Source organism: Pseudomonas sp. GW460-12-10-14-TSB1 (genome assembly GCF_017349775.1).
Lineage (GTDB): Bacteria > Pseudomonadota > Gammaproteobacteria > Pseudomonadales > Pseudomonadaceae > Aquipseudomonas > Aquipseudomonas piscium.
Map to the genome: position 1 here is coordinate 13,025 of NZ_JACNAC010000035.1, position 14,888 is coordinate 27,912.

The 14,888-nt window shown below is 66.4% G+C and carries 18 protein-coding genes; 8 read left to right on the forward strand and 10 right to left on the reverse strand.

All coding sequences use genetic code 11. The features are described 5' to 3' along the window. Positions 1–22: 22 nt before the first annotated feature. Together J4D52_RS19525 and J4D52_RS19530 are read left to right on the forward strand one after the other, a co-directional pair. The gene (locus J4D52_RS19525) at positions 23–919 is read left to right on the forward strand and encodes a DUF692 domain-containing protein (RefSeq protein WP_256581553.1); all 897 of its coding nucleotides are present in this window, start codon (positions 23–25) and stop codon (positions 917–919) included. Further along, on the forward strand, positions 912–1,673 hold the full coding sequence (locus tag J4D52_RS19530; protein WP_102677485.1) for a DUF2063 domain-containing protein: 762 nt from the start codon (positions 912–914) through the stop codon (positions 1,671–1,673). Before J4D52_RS19525 ends, J4D52_RS19530 begins: the two co-directional genes overlap by 8 nt. A gap of 212 nt (positions 1,674–1,885) precedes the next feature. On the opposite strand, the gene J4D52_RS19535 is transcribed toward J4D52_RS19530, so the two are convergent. From J4D52_RS19535 to J4D52_RS19550, 4 genes are all read right to left on the reverse strand, one after another. Beyond that, positions 1,886–2,392 (reverse strand): DoxX family protein, encoded by a 507-nt coding sequence (locus tag J4D52_RS19535; RefSeq protein ID WP_102677484.1) that lies wholly within the window; start codon positions 2,390–2,392, stop codon positions 1,886–1,888. A 96-nt stretch (positions 2,393–2,488) separates the two neighbouring features. Beyond that, complete coding sequence (locus J4D52_RS19540) at positions 2,489–3,124, reverse strand: hypothetical protein (protein ID WP_102677483.1); 636 nt, start codon at positions 3,122–3,124, stop codon at positions 2,489–2,491. A gap of 116 nt (positions 3,125–3,240) precedes the next feature. Then, entirely contained in the window at positions 3,241–4,563 is a 1,323-nt protein-coding gene (locus J4D52_RS19545) for an ATP-binding protein (protein ID WP_102677482.1), read from the reverse strand. After that, positions 4,560–5,300: a response regulator gene (locus J4D52_RS19550; protein ID WP_023968023.1), complete on the reverse strand. Its 741-nt coding sequence runs from the start codon at positions 5,298–5,300 to the stop codon at positions 4,560–4,562. The genes J4D52_RS19545 and J4D52_RS19550 overlap by 4 nt, the downstream gene beginning before the upstream one ends. A gap of 294 nt (positions 5,301–5,594) precedes the next feature. On the opposite strand from J4D52_RS19550, the gene J4D52_RS19555 reads away from it, so the two are divergent. From J4D52_RS19555 to J4D52_RS19565, 3 genes are all read left to right on the forward strand, one after another. Continuing rightward, the gene (locus J4D52_RS19555; protein WP_063430250.1) at positions 5,595–5,858 is read left to right on the forward strand and encodes a DUF2790 domain-containing protein; all 264 of its coding nucleotides are present in this window, start codon (positions 5,595–5,597) and stop codon (positions 5,856–5,858) included. Positions 5,859–5,904: 46 nt separating this feature from the next. Then, positions 5,905–6,141 (forward strand): hypothetical protein, encoded by a 237-nt coding sequence (locus J4D52_RS19560; RefSeq protein WP_102677481.1) that lies wholly within the window; start codon positions 5,905–5,907, stop codon positions 6,139–6,141. A gap of 70 nt (positions 6,142–6,211) precedes the next feature. Next, positions 6,212–7,432 carry a cytochrome c biogenesis protein DipZ gene (locus J4D52_RS19565; RefSeq protein WP_102677480.1) on the forward strand — a complete coding sequence of 407 codons (1,221 nt, stop codon included), beginning with the start codon at positions 6,212–6,214 and terminating at the stop codon, positions 7,430–7,432. A gap of 201 nt (positions 7,433–7,633) precedes the next feature. Here the strand turns inward: J4D52_RS19565 and J4D52_RS19570 are convergent, their stop codons facing one another. Beyond that, complete coding sequence (locus J4D52_RS19570; protein WP_009043562.1) at positions 7,634–7,945, reverse strand: AzlD domain-containing protein; 312 nt, start codon at positions 7,943–7,945, stop codon at positions 7,634–7,636. Next, positions 7,945–8,643, reverse strand: coding sequence for an AzlC family ABC transporter permease (locus J4D52_RS19575; protein ID WP_097303204.1), 699 nt, complete (start codon positions 8,641–8,643; stop codon positions 7,945–7,947). Before J4D52_RS19575 ends, J4D52_RS19570 begins: the two co-directional genes overlap by 1 nt. Positions 8,644–9,068: 425 nt before the next feature. Here J4D52_RS19575 and J4D52_RS19580 point away from each other — a divergent pair, with 425 nt between their 5' ends. From J4D52_RS19580 to J4D52_RS19590, 3 genes are all read left to right on the forward strand, one after another. Then, positions 9,069–9,725, forward strand: a complete 657-nt coding sequence (locus tag J4D52_RS19580) for a ribonuclease T2 family protein (RefSeq protein WP_025809236.1) — start codon at positions 9,069–9,071, stop codon at positions 9,723–9,725. A gap of 84 nt (positions 9,726–9,809) precedes the next feature. Further along, positions 9,810–10,730 carry a pyridoxal-phosphate dependent enzyme gene (locus tag J4D52_RS19585; RefSeq protein WP_102677479.1) on the forward strand — a complete coding sequence of 307 codons (921 nt, stop codon included), beginning with the start codon at positions 9,810–9,812 and terminating at the stop codon, positions 10,728–10,730. A gap of 57 nt (positions 10,731–10,787) precedes the next feature. Continuing rightward, positions 10,788–11,417 carry a LysE family translocator gene (locus J4D52_RS19590; RefSeq protein ID WP_025809234.1) on the forward strand — a complete coding sequence of 210 codons (630 nt, stop codon included), beginning with the start codon at positions 10,788–10,790 and terminating at the stop codon, positions 11,415–11,417. Positions 11,418–11,636: 219 nt separating this feature from the next. Here the strand turns inward: J4D52_RS19590 and J4D52_RS19595 are convergent, their stop codons facing one another. From J4D52_RS19595 to J4D52_RS19610, 4 genes are all read right to left on the reverse strand, one after another. Then, positions 11,637–12,422, reverse strand: coding sequence for a hypothetical protein (locus J4D52_RS19595; RefSeq protein WP_102677478.1), 786 nt, complete (start codon positions 12,420–12,422; stop codon positions 11,637–11,639). Positions 12,423–12,493: 71 nt separating this feature from the next. Beyond that, on the reverse strand, positions 12,494–12,847 hold the full coding sequence (locus J4D52_RS19600; RefSeq protein ID WP_016704625.1) for a DUF2493 domain-containing protein: 354 nt from the start codon (positions 12,845–12,847) through the stop codon (positions 12,494–12,496). Further along, complete coding sequence (locus J4D52_RS19605; RefSeq protein WP_063430264.1) at positions 12,835–14,544, reverse strand: Na/Pi cotransporter family protein; 1,710 nt, start codon at positions 14,542–14,544, stop codon at positions 12,835–12,837. Before J4D52_RS19605 ends, J4D52_RS19600 begins: the two co-directional genes overlap by 13 nt. 21 nt (positions 14,545–14,565) lie before the next feature. After that, the gene (locus tag J4D52_RS19610) at positions 14,566–14,781 is read right to left on the reverse strand and encodes a hypothetical protein (protein ID WP_063430266.1); all 216 of its coding nucleotides are present in this window, start codon (positions 14,779–14,781) and stop codon (positions 14,566–14,568) included. Between the last annotated feature and the right edge of the window lie 107 nt (positions 14,782–14,888).

Consider the following 14,888-nt stretch of genomic DNA (forward strand, 5'->3'; position numbering starts at 1 on the left):
GGGGCAACAGGAGATCGGGCCCATGCCTCCCTCAATACGACCCTGCAACATCCCATCATCCGCCCAAGCCCCACGGCAGCCCGTTTCGGCAGCCGTGGGGCTTGGCTTGCGTCGTGCCTTGCTCGACTCATTGAATACGGCGCCTGCGGGCGCTTTTGATTTTCTGGAACTGGCGCCGGAAAACTGGATCGGCATCGGCGGTGCCCATGGCGCCGCGTTGCGCGCCCTGGCCGAGCGTTACCCGTTGAGCTGCCACGGGCTGTCGTTGTCCCTCGGCGGGCCGGCGCCGCTGGACCTGGGGTTCCTGCGGGAAGTCCGGCAGTTCCTCGATCGATTTAATGTGCCGCTGTACAGCGAACACCTGAGCTACTGCGGCGACGACGGGCACCTCTACGACCTGTTGCCGCTGCCGTTCACTGAAGAGGCGGTGCGCCATGTCGCGGCGCGCATCCGCCAGGCCCAGGATGTGCTGGGCCGGCGCCTGGCGGTGGAGAACGTGTCGTACTACGCCGCGCCACGCCAGGACATGGACGAGCTGGCCTTCACCAACGCGGTGCTGGCCGAAGCCGATTGCGACCTGTTGCTGGACGTCAACAACCTCTACGTCAACTCGGTGAACCACGGGTTCGAGCCCCAGGCCTTTCTCGCCGGCCTGCCGCCGGAGCGGGTGGTGGCGATGCATGTGGCCGGGCACTACGACCAGTCCGACAGCCTGAAGATCGACACCCACGGCGCGCCGGTCAAACCGGTGGTCTGGGATTTATTGGCGCGTGCCTACCAGCTGTTTGGCGTGCAGCCGACCCTGCTGGAACGGGACTTCAACTTCCCGCCATTCGCCGAGCTGCTGGGCGAGCTGGACAGTATCCGCCAGTTGCAGGCCGATGCCTGTCAGGCGCAGGGGAGGCTGGCCCATGGCTAAGCCACTGATCGCCCTCGACGCCCAGCAACAGGCCCTGACCGCTTACCTGCGCGACCCCGAGCACCGCGCGCCGCCCAGCGGGATGGACCGAGCGCGGGTGGAGATTTACCGCGAGCTGGTGTTCGACAACCTGCTGTCGTTGCTCGGCAATACCTTCCCGGTGTTGCGCTCGATACTGGGCGAGGCGGACTGGCGCCGGCTGCTGCGGGTGTTCCTGCGCGAGCACCGTTGCGCCACGCCGAAGTTCGGCGAGATCGCCGGCGAGTTCGTGGCCTGGATGGCCTCCGCGCCCGCCGCTTTGCAGGACGCCAACTGGCCGGCCTTTATGCTGGAGCTGAGCCATTACGAGTGGATCGAAATGGCCCTGCAACAGGCCGAGGCCGAGCCGCTGCCGGCCAGCGACCCGGAGCGGCTGCTGACCCAGCCCTTGCGCCTGTCGCCCCTGGCCTGGCCGCTGGCCTACGCCTGGCCGGTGCAGCGCCTGGGCCCGGCCTGGCGTCCCACCGAGCCTGGGGATGCACCGACCTTGCTGCTGATCCGCCGCGATGCCGATTACCGGGTGTACTTCTCTGAACTGAGTCCGCTGGCCTGGCGCCTGCTAGAGCGTATCGAGGCGTTCCCCCAACTCCACGGTCGCAACCAGTTGCAAGGCCTGGCCCTAGAAGCGGGTATCGACGACCTCGACACCTTTCTCGCCAATGGCCAGAGCCTGCTGCGACAGCTGCACAACCAAGGCGTTATCGGCCCTGTGTAGCCGCTGGCGTAGCCTGCGATCGGCTGCGCAGCGGCCGCAAACCCAGACAACGCGGTGTATCAGATCGAACGGGATAGCCGGTTTTACGACGGCTGCGCCGCCGATCGCAGGCTGCGCCAGCGGCTACAGGTCATCGCGATGTGCTCGTCATCACCTTCCCCCGGAAACACCAAAGCCGCAGCTCACGCTGCGGCTTTTTTTGCCCCGAGGCATCAGCGCCCGTGACGCAGGCGCCCGATCAACGCATCCAGGCTGAGCTTGCCCGGGCCCTGGAACAGCAGCGGCAGCAGCGCTGCGAGGTAGATCACTGGCAGCTTGAAGTTGCCGTGGCCCTTGTTGCTGATGGCGTAACCCTGGGCCAGTTCGCTGAGGCTCGACCAGTCGGCCGGCCAGTGCACGGCGGCGGTGGCGACCACCGTGACCACCATCAGCACCAGCGCGGCGAAGCGGGTGCCCAGGCCCAGCAGCAGCGCCAGGGCGCACAGCAGTTCGGCCCACATCGACAGCTGCCAGTTCAGGCTCGCCGGCAGCTGGTCGAAGGGAAACGGGAAGGCGGACTGGATCTCCTGGAACCAGTTTTCACCCTGCCATTTTTCCAGGCCCGATTCGAAAAACTCCCAGGCCAGCAACAGGCGCAGGCTGAGGAGCGCGACCCAGGGGGAGACGCGGTTGAGGTGGCGTTGCAGCCCATCGAGGGTGGATGAAAGCGTGAGGATCATGGGGGGATCTCCTGTTAGGGGAATATCGCAAAAGCAGCGCCGCCTGCGGCGTCGATCGCAGCCTGCGGCAGCGGCTACAGGGCGGCGCGGTTGAGTTCAGCGCGGGCTCAGGGCCTGGCGTTGCCGGCGTTTGTTGGCCTGGGCCAGCTTGCCCAGCAGGTTGATCGTCATGGCCGAGCAGGTGATGGCGAAGGGCAGCAGGTACCAGGCGCTTAAGGGGATGCGTTTGAAATTGGAGAAAGCGAATATCGTGGCTATCACCCACATGCCGCTGGTGTGCAGGCGTTTCCAGGCGGTACGGCTGAGCAGCGACGCCGGGCCTTTGAACGAGGTCAGGGTCAGCAGCAGGATAAACAGGTAACCCACGGACCCGGGCAGGTTGCCCAGGGTGCTGCGGCCGGGCCAGAACTCCGGGTTCAGTTGCCCGTAGCTGTAGATCAGCAGCGCGTGCACCAGGTGCGAGAAGGCGAACGCCAGGCCGATGAAACGGCGCTCGCGCACCAGCGCCTGGCCCAGCAGCGAGGGCAGCAGCACGGCGAATGCCGAAGCAGTGAAGGCCAGCAGAAACAGCACGAAGGACGAGCGCGCGGTGGCGCGGATGGCGCTGCGGGTGGCCTCGACCAGGTCCGGCTCGAGCAGCAGGATCAGCGCGGTCATCAGCAGCACGACGGCGGCCAGCAGGCTGAACAGCCGCCAGCCGTGGAAACGCAAAGGGAGGGATTGAGTGGGCATGAGAGGCTCCTTGAGGTTGGGCGCCGCTGTCGCGGCGCGTCCCAGGAGTCTTGCAAGGCCGTGTATATCGGCTGTGTCGGCAAAGGGCGGTTATGTATGCCTGTGTAGCAAAGCCTTCAGAGACTGGCCTGGTTGCCGCTGACCAGGATCAGTTCGGCGCACAGGCCGCCCCCTTCGCGATTGCTCAGGCGCAGCGAACCGCCCAGGGCCACCGCCAGTTGCTGGGCGATGGCCAGGCCCAGGCCGGTGCCGCCGGTGTCGCGGTTGCGCGAGCTTTCCACCCGATAGAACGGCTTGAGCACTTCCGCCAACTGCTCTTCGCTGATCCCCGGGCCACGGTCCAGGACCTTGACCGACAGGCGCTCGCCGGCTTGGGCCTGGACCTCGATCCGCGCCGCGCCAGAGAACTTCAGCGCGTTGTCCACCAGGTTCACCAGGACCCGGCGCAGGGCGTGGGGGCGGGTGTCGATCAGCGCGCCGTTCTTGCCCGCCAGCTCGACGTCCTGGCCGGTGTCCTGGTAGTCGAACACCAGGCTGTCGAGAAAGGCATCCAGGTCGATGCGGCAACTGGCCTCGGTGGCGCCATGGATGCTGCGGGCATAGGCCACGCCCTCGCGCACCAGGTGTTCCATTTCACTCAGGTCGTTCCACAGCTTGTCCTTCTCGGCGGAGTCGTCCATGAACTCGGCGCGCAGCTTCATGCGGGTGATCGGCGTCTGCAGGTCGTGGGAGATCGCCGCCAGCAGTTGCATGCGCTCCTTGAGGTAGGCGCCGATCCGCGCCTGCAGGGCATTGAAGGCCTTGGCCGCGTGCACCACTTCGAGCGGGCCTTTTTCGTCCAGGTGCACGCCGTGGGTGTTGGGGTCGAGGCTGTCCACCGCCTGGGCCAGCCGGGTCAGCGGGCGCACGGTGATGCGCACCGCCAGCCAGGCGCAGAGGATCAACACCAGCAACTGCCCCAGCAGCACCGCCGGCAACCAGGGCGACATCGGCATCAGCGCCGGGCGCACGTCGATGGTCACCGGGCTGCCGTCGGCCAGTCGCAGGTGGGCCTGGTAGTGCTGGCGCGGTCCGGGAATGTTGTTGAATGCCAGGTCGTAGTCGCGGCCGAGGGCGTTCTTGATCGAGTACACCGAGACCGGTACATCCTCGCCGTCCAGGGGCTGGCCGGGTTCGCCGGCGCTGAGCAGGTAGCCATAGTTGCGCCGTTGCAGACGTTGCAGCCAGGCGGGGCGTTCGGCGGCGGGCAGGCGGTCGAGGATGGCGATGGAGGTCGAGACGTCGCTCTCCAGGTTGCCGAGCATGGTCATCTTGGCGCTCTGGTAGCGCTCGTAGGATTGCGCGGCGAACGACAGGCCCTGGGCCAGCGCCAGGCCGATCAGGAAAATCAGCGACAGCCGCGAGGCGAGGGTGCGCGGCCAGTGCAGCGCCAGCTTCATGACGCGGCCTCGAGGATCTCCACCGGCAGCGAGAACACATAGCCCTCGCTGCGCACGGTCTTGATGTAGGCCGGTTCGCGGGCGTCGTCCAGCAGGCGCTGGCGCAGGCGGCTGACCAGCAGGTCGATGGAGCGGTCGAACAGGTCGGCGTCGCGGCCCTGGGTCAGGTTGAGCAACTGGTCGCGGTTGAGCACCCGTTGCGGGTGGTCGAGGAACACCCGCAGCAAGCGGTATTCGGCGCCGCTCAGGGCCACCAGGGTGCCGTCCTGGTCCAGCAGGTGGCGCGCGGTGGTGTCCAGGCGCCAGCGGCCGAAGCCCAGCAGGCGGCCGCTCTCGGTGACCACCAGGTTCGGCGGCAGCATGCGCGTGCGCCGCAGCACGGCATTGATCCGCGCCAGCAGCTCGCGGGCGGCGAAGGGCTTGACCAGGTAATCGTCGGCGCCCATCTCCAGGCCGATGATGCGGTCGGTCTCGTCGTTGCGCGCGGTGAGCATCAGCACCGGCGTGGCCTTGTGCTTGCCGGCGCGCAGCTCGCGGCACAGCAGCAGGCCATCGTCGCCGGGCAGCATGATGTCGAGCACGATCAGGTCCACCGGGGTGGTTTCCAGGAAGCTGCGCATCTGCCGTCCGTCAGCCACTACCGTGGTGCGCAGGCCGTTCTTTTTCAGGTAGTTGCCTACCAGCTCTCTGATCTCGCGGTCGTCATCGACTATCAATACGTGATCGACATGATCCATGGGGCTGCCTCTGTATAGGGTCGTGCTGCCTAGTTTATAGGGCCCGGCCGGCCTTGCCTGCGGGCCTTTGTATTGCAGTGTATCTGGCGCCTTGTTGAACACACGGCGATGCAAAACAAGGTTTTTCCGGCGCCTTTGTATCGCTCTGTATCCCCCGGCGGCGTGGATACGCAGGGAGACCGCAAGGGCGGTTTGCCGACACAAGCGCGATACCTCCCGCGCATTCAATGGGCGCCATCGAGGCACAGCCACTCGCCTCGCAGCCAAAACCCATTGTCGCCCGAGGAAAGCATCATGAAACGCACCGCCCTCTACGCCGCCTGCCTGTTCGCCGCCCTGAATATCTGCACCCTGTCGGCCCGCGCCGAAAGCACCGTGCAGGCCCAGACCTACAGCTATGGCACCGAGTTGGATATCCAGAAAGTCCTGTCGATGAGCGAAGACGCCGAGCCGAGCTGCGGCGTGGTCAATGCGCGCATGACCTACCTCGATTCCCAGGGGCGCATCCAGGCCCTGGATTACCGCAAGTTCGCCAACAACTGTAACGACGGCAACTGAACCCACTCACTTGTCATATCACCCTGTTCGCCATGAGGACCTGTCCATGAACACCCTGAAAACCTGCCTGCTGTCCCTGACCTTGGCCCTGGCCGGCGTGGCCGTGGATGCCAGCGCCGCCGACTCATCCTGCTCGACCTGCTTCCAGCTCAGCCCGCTCTCAAGTGCCAGCCCCTTGAAATCTGCCACCTTGAAGGCCTGCACCTTGCATCCGCACAACTGGCTAGCCGAAGGCGGCTACGAGCGCACCCCGCAAGGGATGCGCGCCGACAACCCGGCCTGAACCCGGCCTGCCACCCTTGAATACGCCCGCCGCCGATGGCGGCGGACATTGACCTATCACAGGTGATGCCATGTTGCTCATTGCGTTTCTCGGCGGGGTTCTGACCATCCTCAGCCCCTGCATCCTTCCGGTGGTGCCGTTCCTGTTCGCCCGGGCCGACCGCTCGCGCGGCTCGGTGCTGCTGACCCTCGGCGGCATGGCGCTGACCTTTGCCCTGGTGTCGAGCCTGGCGGTGGTCAGCAGCGACTGGATCGTCCAGGCCAACGGCATCGGGCGCCAGCTGGCGCTGATCGTGCTGGGGCTGTTCGCCTTGTCGTTGATCTTCACCCGCTTCGGCAACTGGCTGGCGCGGCCCTGGGTCAGCCTGGGCAACCGCCTGGATGGCCTGCGCCTCGACCGGGCGCGCAAGCTTTCCGGGCCGCTGGCGGCGCTGTTGCTCGGGGTGGCCACCGGCTTGCTCTGGGCGCCCTGTGCCGGGCCGATTCTCGGGGTGATCCTGACCGGCGCCATGCTGCAAGGGGCCAGCGCTCAGACCAGCCTGTTGCTGCTGGCCTACGGCCTGGGCAGTGCCTTGTCCCTGGGGCTGCTGATCTTCGCTGGAAGAGGGCTGGTCAACCGGCTCAAGCCGTCCCTGCCGGCCACCGCCTGGTTGCGCCGCGCCGCCGGTTACTTGGTGTTGCTGGCGGTCGTGGCGATCGGCAGCGGGGTGGACGACCGCCTGTTGGCCAGCACTTCATCTCAAGGCGGTGCGGCCCTCGAGCAGGGCCTGCTGAAGGCTGTGCCCAAGGCCCTGGACTACCTGATCGACAAGGCCGGCGCGGCGCCCGTCGAGACGCTGCCGAGCAAAGGCCCGATGCCTTCGCTGAATGGCGCGGTGCAATGGCTGAACTCGCCGCCGCTGGACGCCGAAGCCCTGCGCGGCAAGGTGGTGCTGGTGGATTTCTGGACCTACGACTGCATCAACTGCCAGCACAGCCTGCCCTATGTGAATGCCTGGGCGAAAAAGTACGCCAAGGACGGGCTGGTGGTGATCGGCGTGCACACCCCGGAGTACGCCTTCGAAAAGGTCATCGACAACGTCAAGGCCCAGGTGCGCAAGCTGGATATCGGCTACCCGGTGGCCATCGACAACGACTACGCGATCTGGCGCGCCTTCGACAACCAGTACTGGCCGGCCCACTACTTTATCGACGCCCGCGGGCAGGTGCGCTACAGCCACTTTGGCGAGGGGAGTTATGAGGCGCAGGAGCAGGTGATCCAGCAGTTGTTGCGGGAGGCCAAGGCGTCGTGAGGGGCAGGGTTGCCGGTCGGGGATTTGCGGGGCGGTGAGTCAGTGACACCGCGTTGCCCCCAATCGCCGGCAAGCCTGGCTCCTACAGGTTTGCGGCGTATGCCGGATTCGCGGCAAACCCCGAACCTGTAGGAGCGAAGCTTGCTCGCGAGGCGTCCTGCCTGACGCCCCGCGCAGCCCCGATCGCCGACAAGCCAGCTCCTACAACCACCACCGCAGCAGGAAAAAGAACGCCATGCTCAGCAGCATGCTGACCAGGGTGTTGCGGGTGTAGATCACCAGGACGATGGCCACCAGCGAGCTGATCAGGTACGGGTTGTCGTAGGCCAGGTTCAGCTGGTGCTCGGGCATGAACACGATCGGTCCGCAGATCGCCGTGAGCATGCCCGGTACGGCGAACCCGAGGAACTGCCGGGCGTTGCTGCTCAGGCGCACCGGCAGGCGCGGTTCGAGAAACACATAGCGGTTGAGAAACACCAGCAACCCCATGCCGAAAATCACTGCCCAGACCATCATGTGCGCTCCCGGTAGAACTTGTTGCAGAGAAAACCCGCGGTCATGCCCATCAGGCCCGACAGCACGAGGGCCGAGCCCCATTGCCAGTAGCTCAGCAGCACCGAGCAGAACAGTGACACCGCCACGCAGACCACAGTCGGTACGTTGCGCACCAGCGGCGTGATCAGGGCGATAAAGGTCGCGGCGATGGAGAAGTCCAGCCCCAGGTGCTCGAGCCCGGGGATGGCGCGGCCGAGGACGATGCCCGCCAGGGTGAACAGGTTCCAGGCGATGTAGAACGTCAGGCCCACGCCGAGGGCGTACCAGCGGTCGAACTGCTGTTTGTCGTGCTGGCTGGTGAGGGCGAACAGCTCATCGGTGAGCAGGAAGCCCAGGCCGACCCGCCAGCGCCCCGGCAGCGGCGAAATCACCGAGCGCAGGCTCATGCCGTACAGCAGGTGCTGGGAGGTCAGCAGCAGGGTGGTGAGCAGGATCGAGAAGATCCCCGCGCCGCCCTTGAGCATGCCGATCGCCACCAGCTGCGCGGCGCCGGCGAAGACGATGCTCGACAAGCCCTGGCCTTGCAGGGGCGTAAGATTGGCCTCGATGGCCATGGAACCCGCCAGCAGGCCCCAGGGCGCGGTGGCCAGGGACAGCGGCATGATGGCAACGGCGCCGCGCAGGAACGCGGTACGGGGAAGAAGAACGCTGGACATGACAGCCTGCAACCAAGGAACGGAAACCGACTGTGCCAGCCCGCGACGGGAATGGCTTGAACGATCTTGCGCACTTGCTGCCGATGGTCGTTATTTATCGTTCGCCCGCAGCTGCTTCTGTAGGAGCGGCCGGTCGACGCTCGATTGCCGGCGATTGGAGCGATACGGTGTGCCTGACACGACGCCTCGCGAGCAAGCTTCGCTCCTACGGAAGCTGCATCCCATGTTTGGTTGGCCATCTGTCGGTAATGGCGACAACCCGATCTGTCTGCTACAACGCTTCGTTAGCATCGGCCAGCTTCTCCCGCGGGGGAGGCGGCCTGTCATCTTCCTGCAACAGCCCCGTGCCAAGAAAGGTGTCTGGCCGATTCCGGTCAGATCACTACCGGGCTGTCCACCAACCGCCCATCCCAAGGAGAGGGTCAATGAGAAAACTTTTTGCAACCGCGGCACTGGCCGCGCTGATGATCTGCACCGTCGGTGTCAGCCAGGCACGGGAGGCGCGGCAGCAGCGCGACTCGGTCGCCGGGGTGTTCGACTACTACCTGCTGTCGCTGTCCTGGTCGCCGACCTTTTGCCTGACCCATCCGGAAAACGAGCAGTGCTCCGGCAAGGGCTACGGTTTTGTCCTGCATGGCCTGTGGCCGCAATACGCCAAGGGTGGCTGGCCGGAATCCTGCCCGCCCTTGACCCAGCTGACTGCCGAAGAGCGGGCCAAGGGCCTGACTATGTTCCCGACGGCCAAGCTCATGGAGCATGAATGGAGCAAGCACGGCACCTGCAGCGGCCTGGGCGCCATGGGTTACCTGGAGAGCTCCGACCAGGCCCTGGGCAAGGTGAAGATTCCTGAGGTGCTGGAACCTTCGACCACCGTGCATTACTTCGAGGCCCGGGAGATCGAGCAGTTGTTTCGCCAGGCCAACCCGGGGATTCCGGACAAGGGCGTAGCGGTGTTGTGCAGCGGCCCGGAACTCTCCGAAGTGCGGGTCTGCCTGGACAAGAACCTGGGCTTCGGTGCCTGTGGCAAGGGCGTGCGCACCCAGTGCCGCAGCGGCGACATTCGCGTACCGCCGATTCGCTGACCGGCGAGCGGCCGGGGGAGGCGGCATAGGCCGGCCTGAGCATCTATGGTTGCAAGACACCCGTCTTCTTCCAAGGAGCCCATGATGCTGCATATCCGCACCCCCCTGATCCTGCATCCCGGGTTGTCCACGGCCACCCGGCGCATCTGGCTCAAGCTGGAAAACCTGCAACCTAGCGGCTCGTTCAAGATGCGCGGCCTGGGCCTGCTCTGTGCCCAGGCCGCGCAGCAGGGCAAGCGCTGCGTGGTCTGTCCCTCCGGTGGCAATGCCGGGCTGGCCACGGCGATGGCGGCGGCCAGCCTCGGCCTGCAAGCCTGCATCGTGGTCCCGCAGACCACCCCGCAAACCACCCGCGAGCGCATCGCCCGGACCGGCGCCGAGGTGCTGGTGCACGGCAAGGTCTGGGACCAGGCCAACGAGCGCGCGCTGCAACTGAGCAGCGACGCCGACAGCGAATACGTGCCGGCCTTCGACCACCCGGTGCTGTGGCAAGGGCACAGCAGCATGGTCGATGAAATCCTCGAAGACTGTCCGCAGGTCGATGCGATTGTCGTGTCGGTGGGCGGTGGCGGCTTGTTGGCCGGCATCCTCACCGGCTTGTTGCGCCACCATCGTCACGACTGCCTGATCGTTGCCTGCGAAACCGAGGGCAGCGCCTCCTTCGCGGCGGGGTTGGCGGCCGGCTACCCGGTCAAGCTGGCGAAGATCGAGACTGTCGCCAGTTCCCTGGGGGCGGCCCGGGTAGCGGCCTGGCCGTTGCAGCAGATCCAGCGGTTTACCTACCAGTCGCTGGTGTTGTCGGATGCCGAGGCGATCCTCGGCGTGGTGCGTTATGCCGACGACCTGCGGCAATTGGTGGAGCCAGCCTGCGGCGTCTCGCTGGCGGTGGCCTACCTCGATCACCCGGCCATCGCCGCAGCGCGGGACGTGGTGATCGTGGTGTGCGGCGGCGTCAGCATCAGCGCCCGCCAGGTAGCGGACTGGGGCGCGTCGCTGCCGGGCTGAACGCGCCTGGTGTATGCTGGCCGACCTGTCGTGTCTGTGGTTTTACGGAGGGTTCGGATGGACGCCACCACATTGTTTCTGTACGTCGTCACCGTCAGCGCGGTGATGATGACCCCGGGGCCGTCGATGCTGCTGGCTCTCAATAACGGTGCCACCCATGGTATGCGCATCGCCGGTTGCGGCATGGCTGGCGCGATGCTGTCCGACCTGCTGCTGATCGGTGCGGTGGGCTGCGGCCTGGGTGCGTTACTGCAAGCCTCCGAGCAGTTGTTCTCCCTGGTCAAATGGGGCGGTGCCGCGTACCTGCTGTACCTGGCGTGGGTGCTGTGGAAGGCACCGACCCAGGCTCTGGCCACGCAGACAGGCGGCAGTGCCAGCAGCGGGCGCGGGGCGTTTGTGCGGTCGTTGCTGGTGGGGTTGTCGAACCCCAAGGGGCTGCTGTTTTTTTCGGCCTTCCTGCCGCAGTTCGTGCGCCCCGACGAGCCGGTGGCGCAGCAGTACCTGATCCTGGCGCTGGTCAGCACGGCGATCAATTGCGTGATGATGGCGACCTACGCCTTTGGCGGGCGCTATGCCATGCGCACCTTCTCCGCGCGGGTGATGCTGTGGATCAACCGTAGCTGCGCCGGCATGCTCGCGGTCCTGGCGGTGGGCCTGAGCCTGTATCGGCGCAGCGATATCCGTTGAAGCTGCATTGACCTGACAGAGCGGCGTCCTGCTTCTGTAGGAGCCAAGCTTGCTGGCGATAGACACGCTGCGGAATGTCTGACACACCGCCTCGCGAGCAAGCTTCGCTCCTACAGAAGATGTCTTCGAGCAGCTTGTGCGCGAGGCAGTGTGTCAGGCACACCGTGCCGCTCCAATCGCCGGCCATCAAGCGTCGACCGGCCGTTTCTACAGAAGCCTCTAGAACCTCAAGGTCGCGCCACTGGTCAGCCAGCGGTCGCGGCCTTCGTTCAACTGGCCGCCCAGCACCAGGTCGAGGTCCAGGTTCGCTCCCAGATGCAGCCGTGGCCCGGCTTGCCAGGCCTGTTCGCCGCCGCGCTGGCCGTAACGTTCGGCGACCAGGGTCAGGCGTTCGCCCAGGTCGTATTCGAAGCCACTGCCCCAGGTCCAGTGATGGTTCTGCTGGCCATCGTCATAGGCGTGGGCCCAGCCGGCGTTGAAGTTCAGGCGCAGGCTTTCCAGGGGCTGGTAGGTCAGGGGCAGGCTGATGTCGCCACCGTCGAACCCATGGCCGCGGTTGAGGGCGAAATGCGCGGACGTCGCCAGCGCCAGTTGCAGGCCCAGGTCTTCGCGGTTCCACAGTTGCGCCTTGAGCTGCGGGCTCAGTTGGGTTTCGCCGTGGCCGTCCTCGCGGCTGCGCTCGATGGCGGCGCCCACCTGCAACCAGGGCAGACCGGCGAAGGTGCAGGCCGGGGAAAACACCGCGCCATGGTTGGAACCCTGGTGGCGCAGGCTCTGGTACCAGATATCCAGGTTGCATTCCCCCGGGGCGTTGATCGCGCCGTCGTCCACCACATAGGCGCCGCCCGCGGCGTTGGCCTTGGCGACCAGGGTCAGCAGGCCGATCAGGCTCAGGGTGATGGTGACGAACATCAGGTTACGCCGCAGCATGCGCCGTTTCGCCGGGGGCAGGTCGCGGGTCAGGCTGGCGAAGCGGTTGTGGCGGGAAGGGGTGTATTTGGACATGGCGGTTCTCGCTAAGGCATGGGAAGCGGTCGCGCTGTGCGGGCCGCTCCGTGGTCGAGTGGGGAAAAGGGTCATTGCCAGTCGCTCACTGACAGGGTCTGGATGCCGGCGGCCCTGGCCAGGGCCACCAGCTCTTCGGTGTCGTCGCCGCCGGGCAGGGCGATGACCAGGTCGGGCCGGCTGTCGCGCAGCATGAAGGCGTTGCGCAGGCGTTCGGCGAGCTTGCCGTGCAGCTGCCAGTTGGCCGGGTAACGCACGATGTCGGCGCCGATTTCCCGGCCCCAGTCTTCTATCTCCGCGCCGAGGAACTGGCTGCCGCCGTGGATCAGCACCTGCACTTCATGCAGGCGCTGAAAGGCGTCGAGCACCCGCCGGCACAGCTGGACGTCGGCGTAATGGCGCCCCGCGCAGATCAGGACGCGCATCGTGCGCGCTCCTGCGCCGTCGGGTTGATGCTCAACGGGTTGTCCAGCAGCACGTCGCCCAGTTCGGCGTTATCCAGGTCGCGCTCGCCGGCCCGTTCCAGCGCCGGATAGGCCAGGGCCGCGATGTGGTGGTGCACGCGCCGGTAGTCGCGCAGCACCCGCTGGAAAATGTCGCCGGACTCGGCCCAGGCCGTGCGGTCTTCGCGCAGGCTGCGAAAGTGTTCGCGGCTGGCGTCGGCTTCCAGCCTCCTGACCAGTTCCTTGCGGTTCACCAATTGGTGGGCGTTGGCCAGGTCTTCGCGCAGGAACACCGTGATCGCCAGGCTCAGGCTGTCCACCACGGCCTGGTGCAGAGGCTCGATGCAGTCCAGCTCGAACACCGAGAACTGCTCGCCACGCCGCAGCCGGCGCGCCGCCAGTTGGGTCAGGCTGCTGGAGAGGATGTCGCCGGCGTGTTCCAGGTTGATCACGAACAGCAGGATCTCCTGGGCGCGGTCGGCGTCCTGGTCGCTGATGCCGTCCTGGCCGATATCCGCCAGGTAGGCGCGGATCGCCGCGCTGAGCAGGTCCAGCGACTGGTCGATGCGCCGCACTTCATCGGCGCCGGCCGGGGTCGAGGCCTGGAACAGGCGCAGCACCCGGTCGAGCATCAGCGACAGCATGTCGGCCAGGCGCAGGGCCTCGCGGGCGGCGTTGGACAGGCCGATATTGGCCACCGCCAGGCCGGCTTCGTCCAGGTAGTGGGGCATGCCCGGGTCGACGTCGCGCGGCGGCTCCGGCAGCAGACGGTTGAGCAAGGTTGCCATGGGGCCGGTCAGGCCAATGAACAGCAGGGCCAGCACCAGGTTGAACAGGCTGTGCAGGTAGACCACCTGCAGGCTGGCATCCAGGGCGGCGACCGGCGCGCTCTGGGCGATCCAGGGCAGGCACGGCAGCAGCGCGACGGCACCGCACAGGCGCACCAGCAGATTGCCCAGGGGCAGGCGCCGGGCGACGCTGGAGTCGGCGTTGAGCAGCGACGGCAGGGCGCCGCCGATATTGATTCCCAGCACCAGGGCCATGGCGGTCACCGAGGACAGCAGCCCGGTGGCGGCCAGGGACGCCACCAGCAGCACCACGGCGACGCTGGAATGGCACAGCCAGGTCAGCAGCGCCGCCGCCAGCAGGGCGATCAGCAGGTCGCCGTCGAGGCCACGCATCAGCGCGGCGAACACCGGCGTGCCTTCCACTTCGCCCAGGGTGCTGCCGAGCATGCGCAGGGCCAGCAGCATCAGCCCCAGGCCGATCAGCGCGCAGCCGAGGCTTTCAAAGCGCGAGTCGTCGCGCAGGCGGAACACGATAAAGCCCGCCAGCAGCACCAGCGGCGTGAGGATCGAGATATCGACGCTGAGCAGTTGCACCACCAGGGTCGAGCCGATGTTGGCCCCGAGCATCACCGCCAGCGCGGGGGCCAGGCCCAGGGTGCCGGTGGCGGTAAAGGAGCTGGCCATCAGGCTCACCGCGGTGCTGCTTTGCAGGACCCCGGTGATGGCGATGCCGGACAGCAGGGCCATCCAGCGGTTGTTCAGGTGCTGCCCCAGCCACTGGCGCAACTGGGTGCCGAAGCCGCGCAGCAGCGCCGAGGAAATCATCTGGGTGCCCCATAGCAGCAGGGCGATGGAGCCGGCGAGGTTGATCAGCAGAGTAGTTCCCGACATGAGGACTCTCCCTTGTGTGTTTCATGGCTTGGCGGATCGCAGCAGGCGGATGCAGCGGCGATGAATGGCGCTGGCAAGGCCCAGCAGCAGGCGAATGGCAGCGCGGCTCAACAGGCTTCTGGCATACAGGCGGATGCCGACCAGGGTGATCAGGGCGGCGATGCCTTCCAGGGTGCTCACCAGCAGGGCGCGCAAGGTGCGCTCGCTGCGGGCCAGCAGCTCGGTGATTGGTTTCATGGTTGTTCTCCGGGTCGCATGCGACGCCAACCCCCGTAGGAGCGAGCGGGCGGCGATCCGACTTGCCCGCGATGAAGGCGCCGCCGGTCATCAGAAGTACCGCGTCA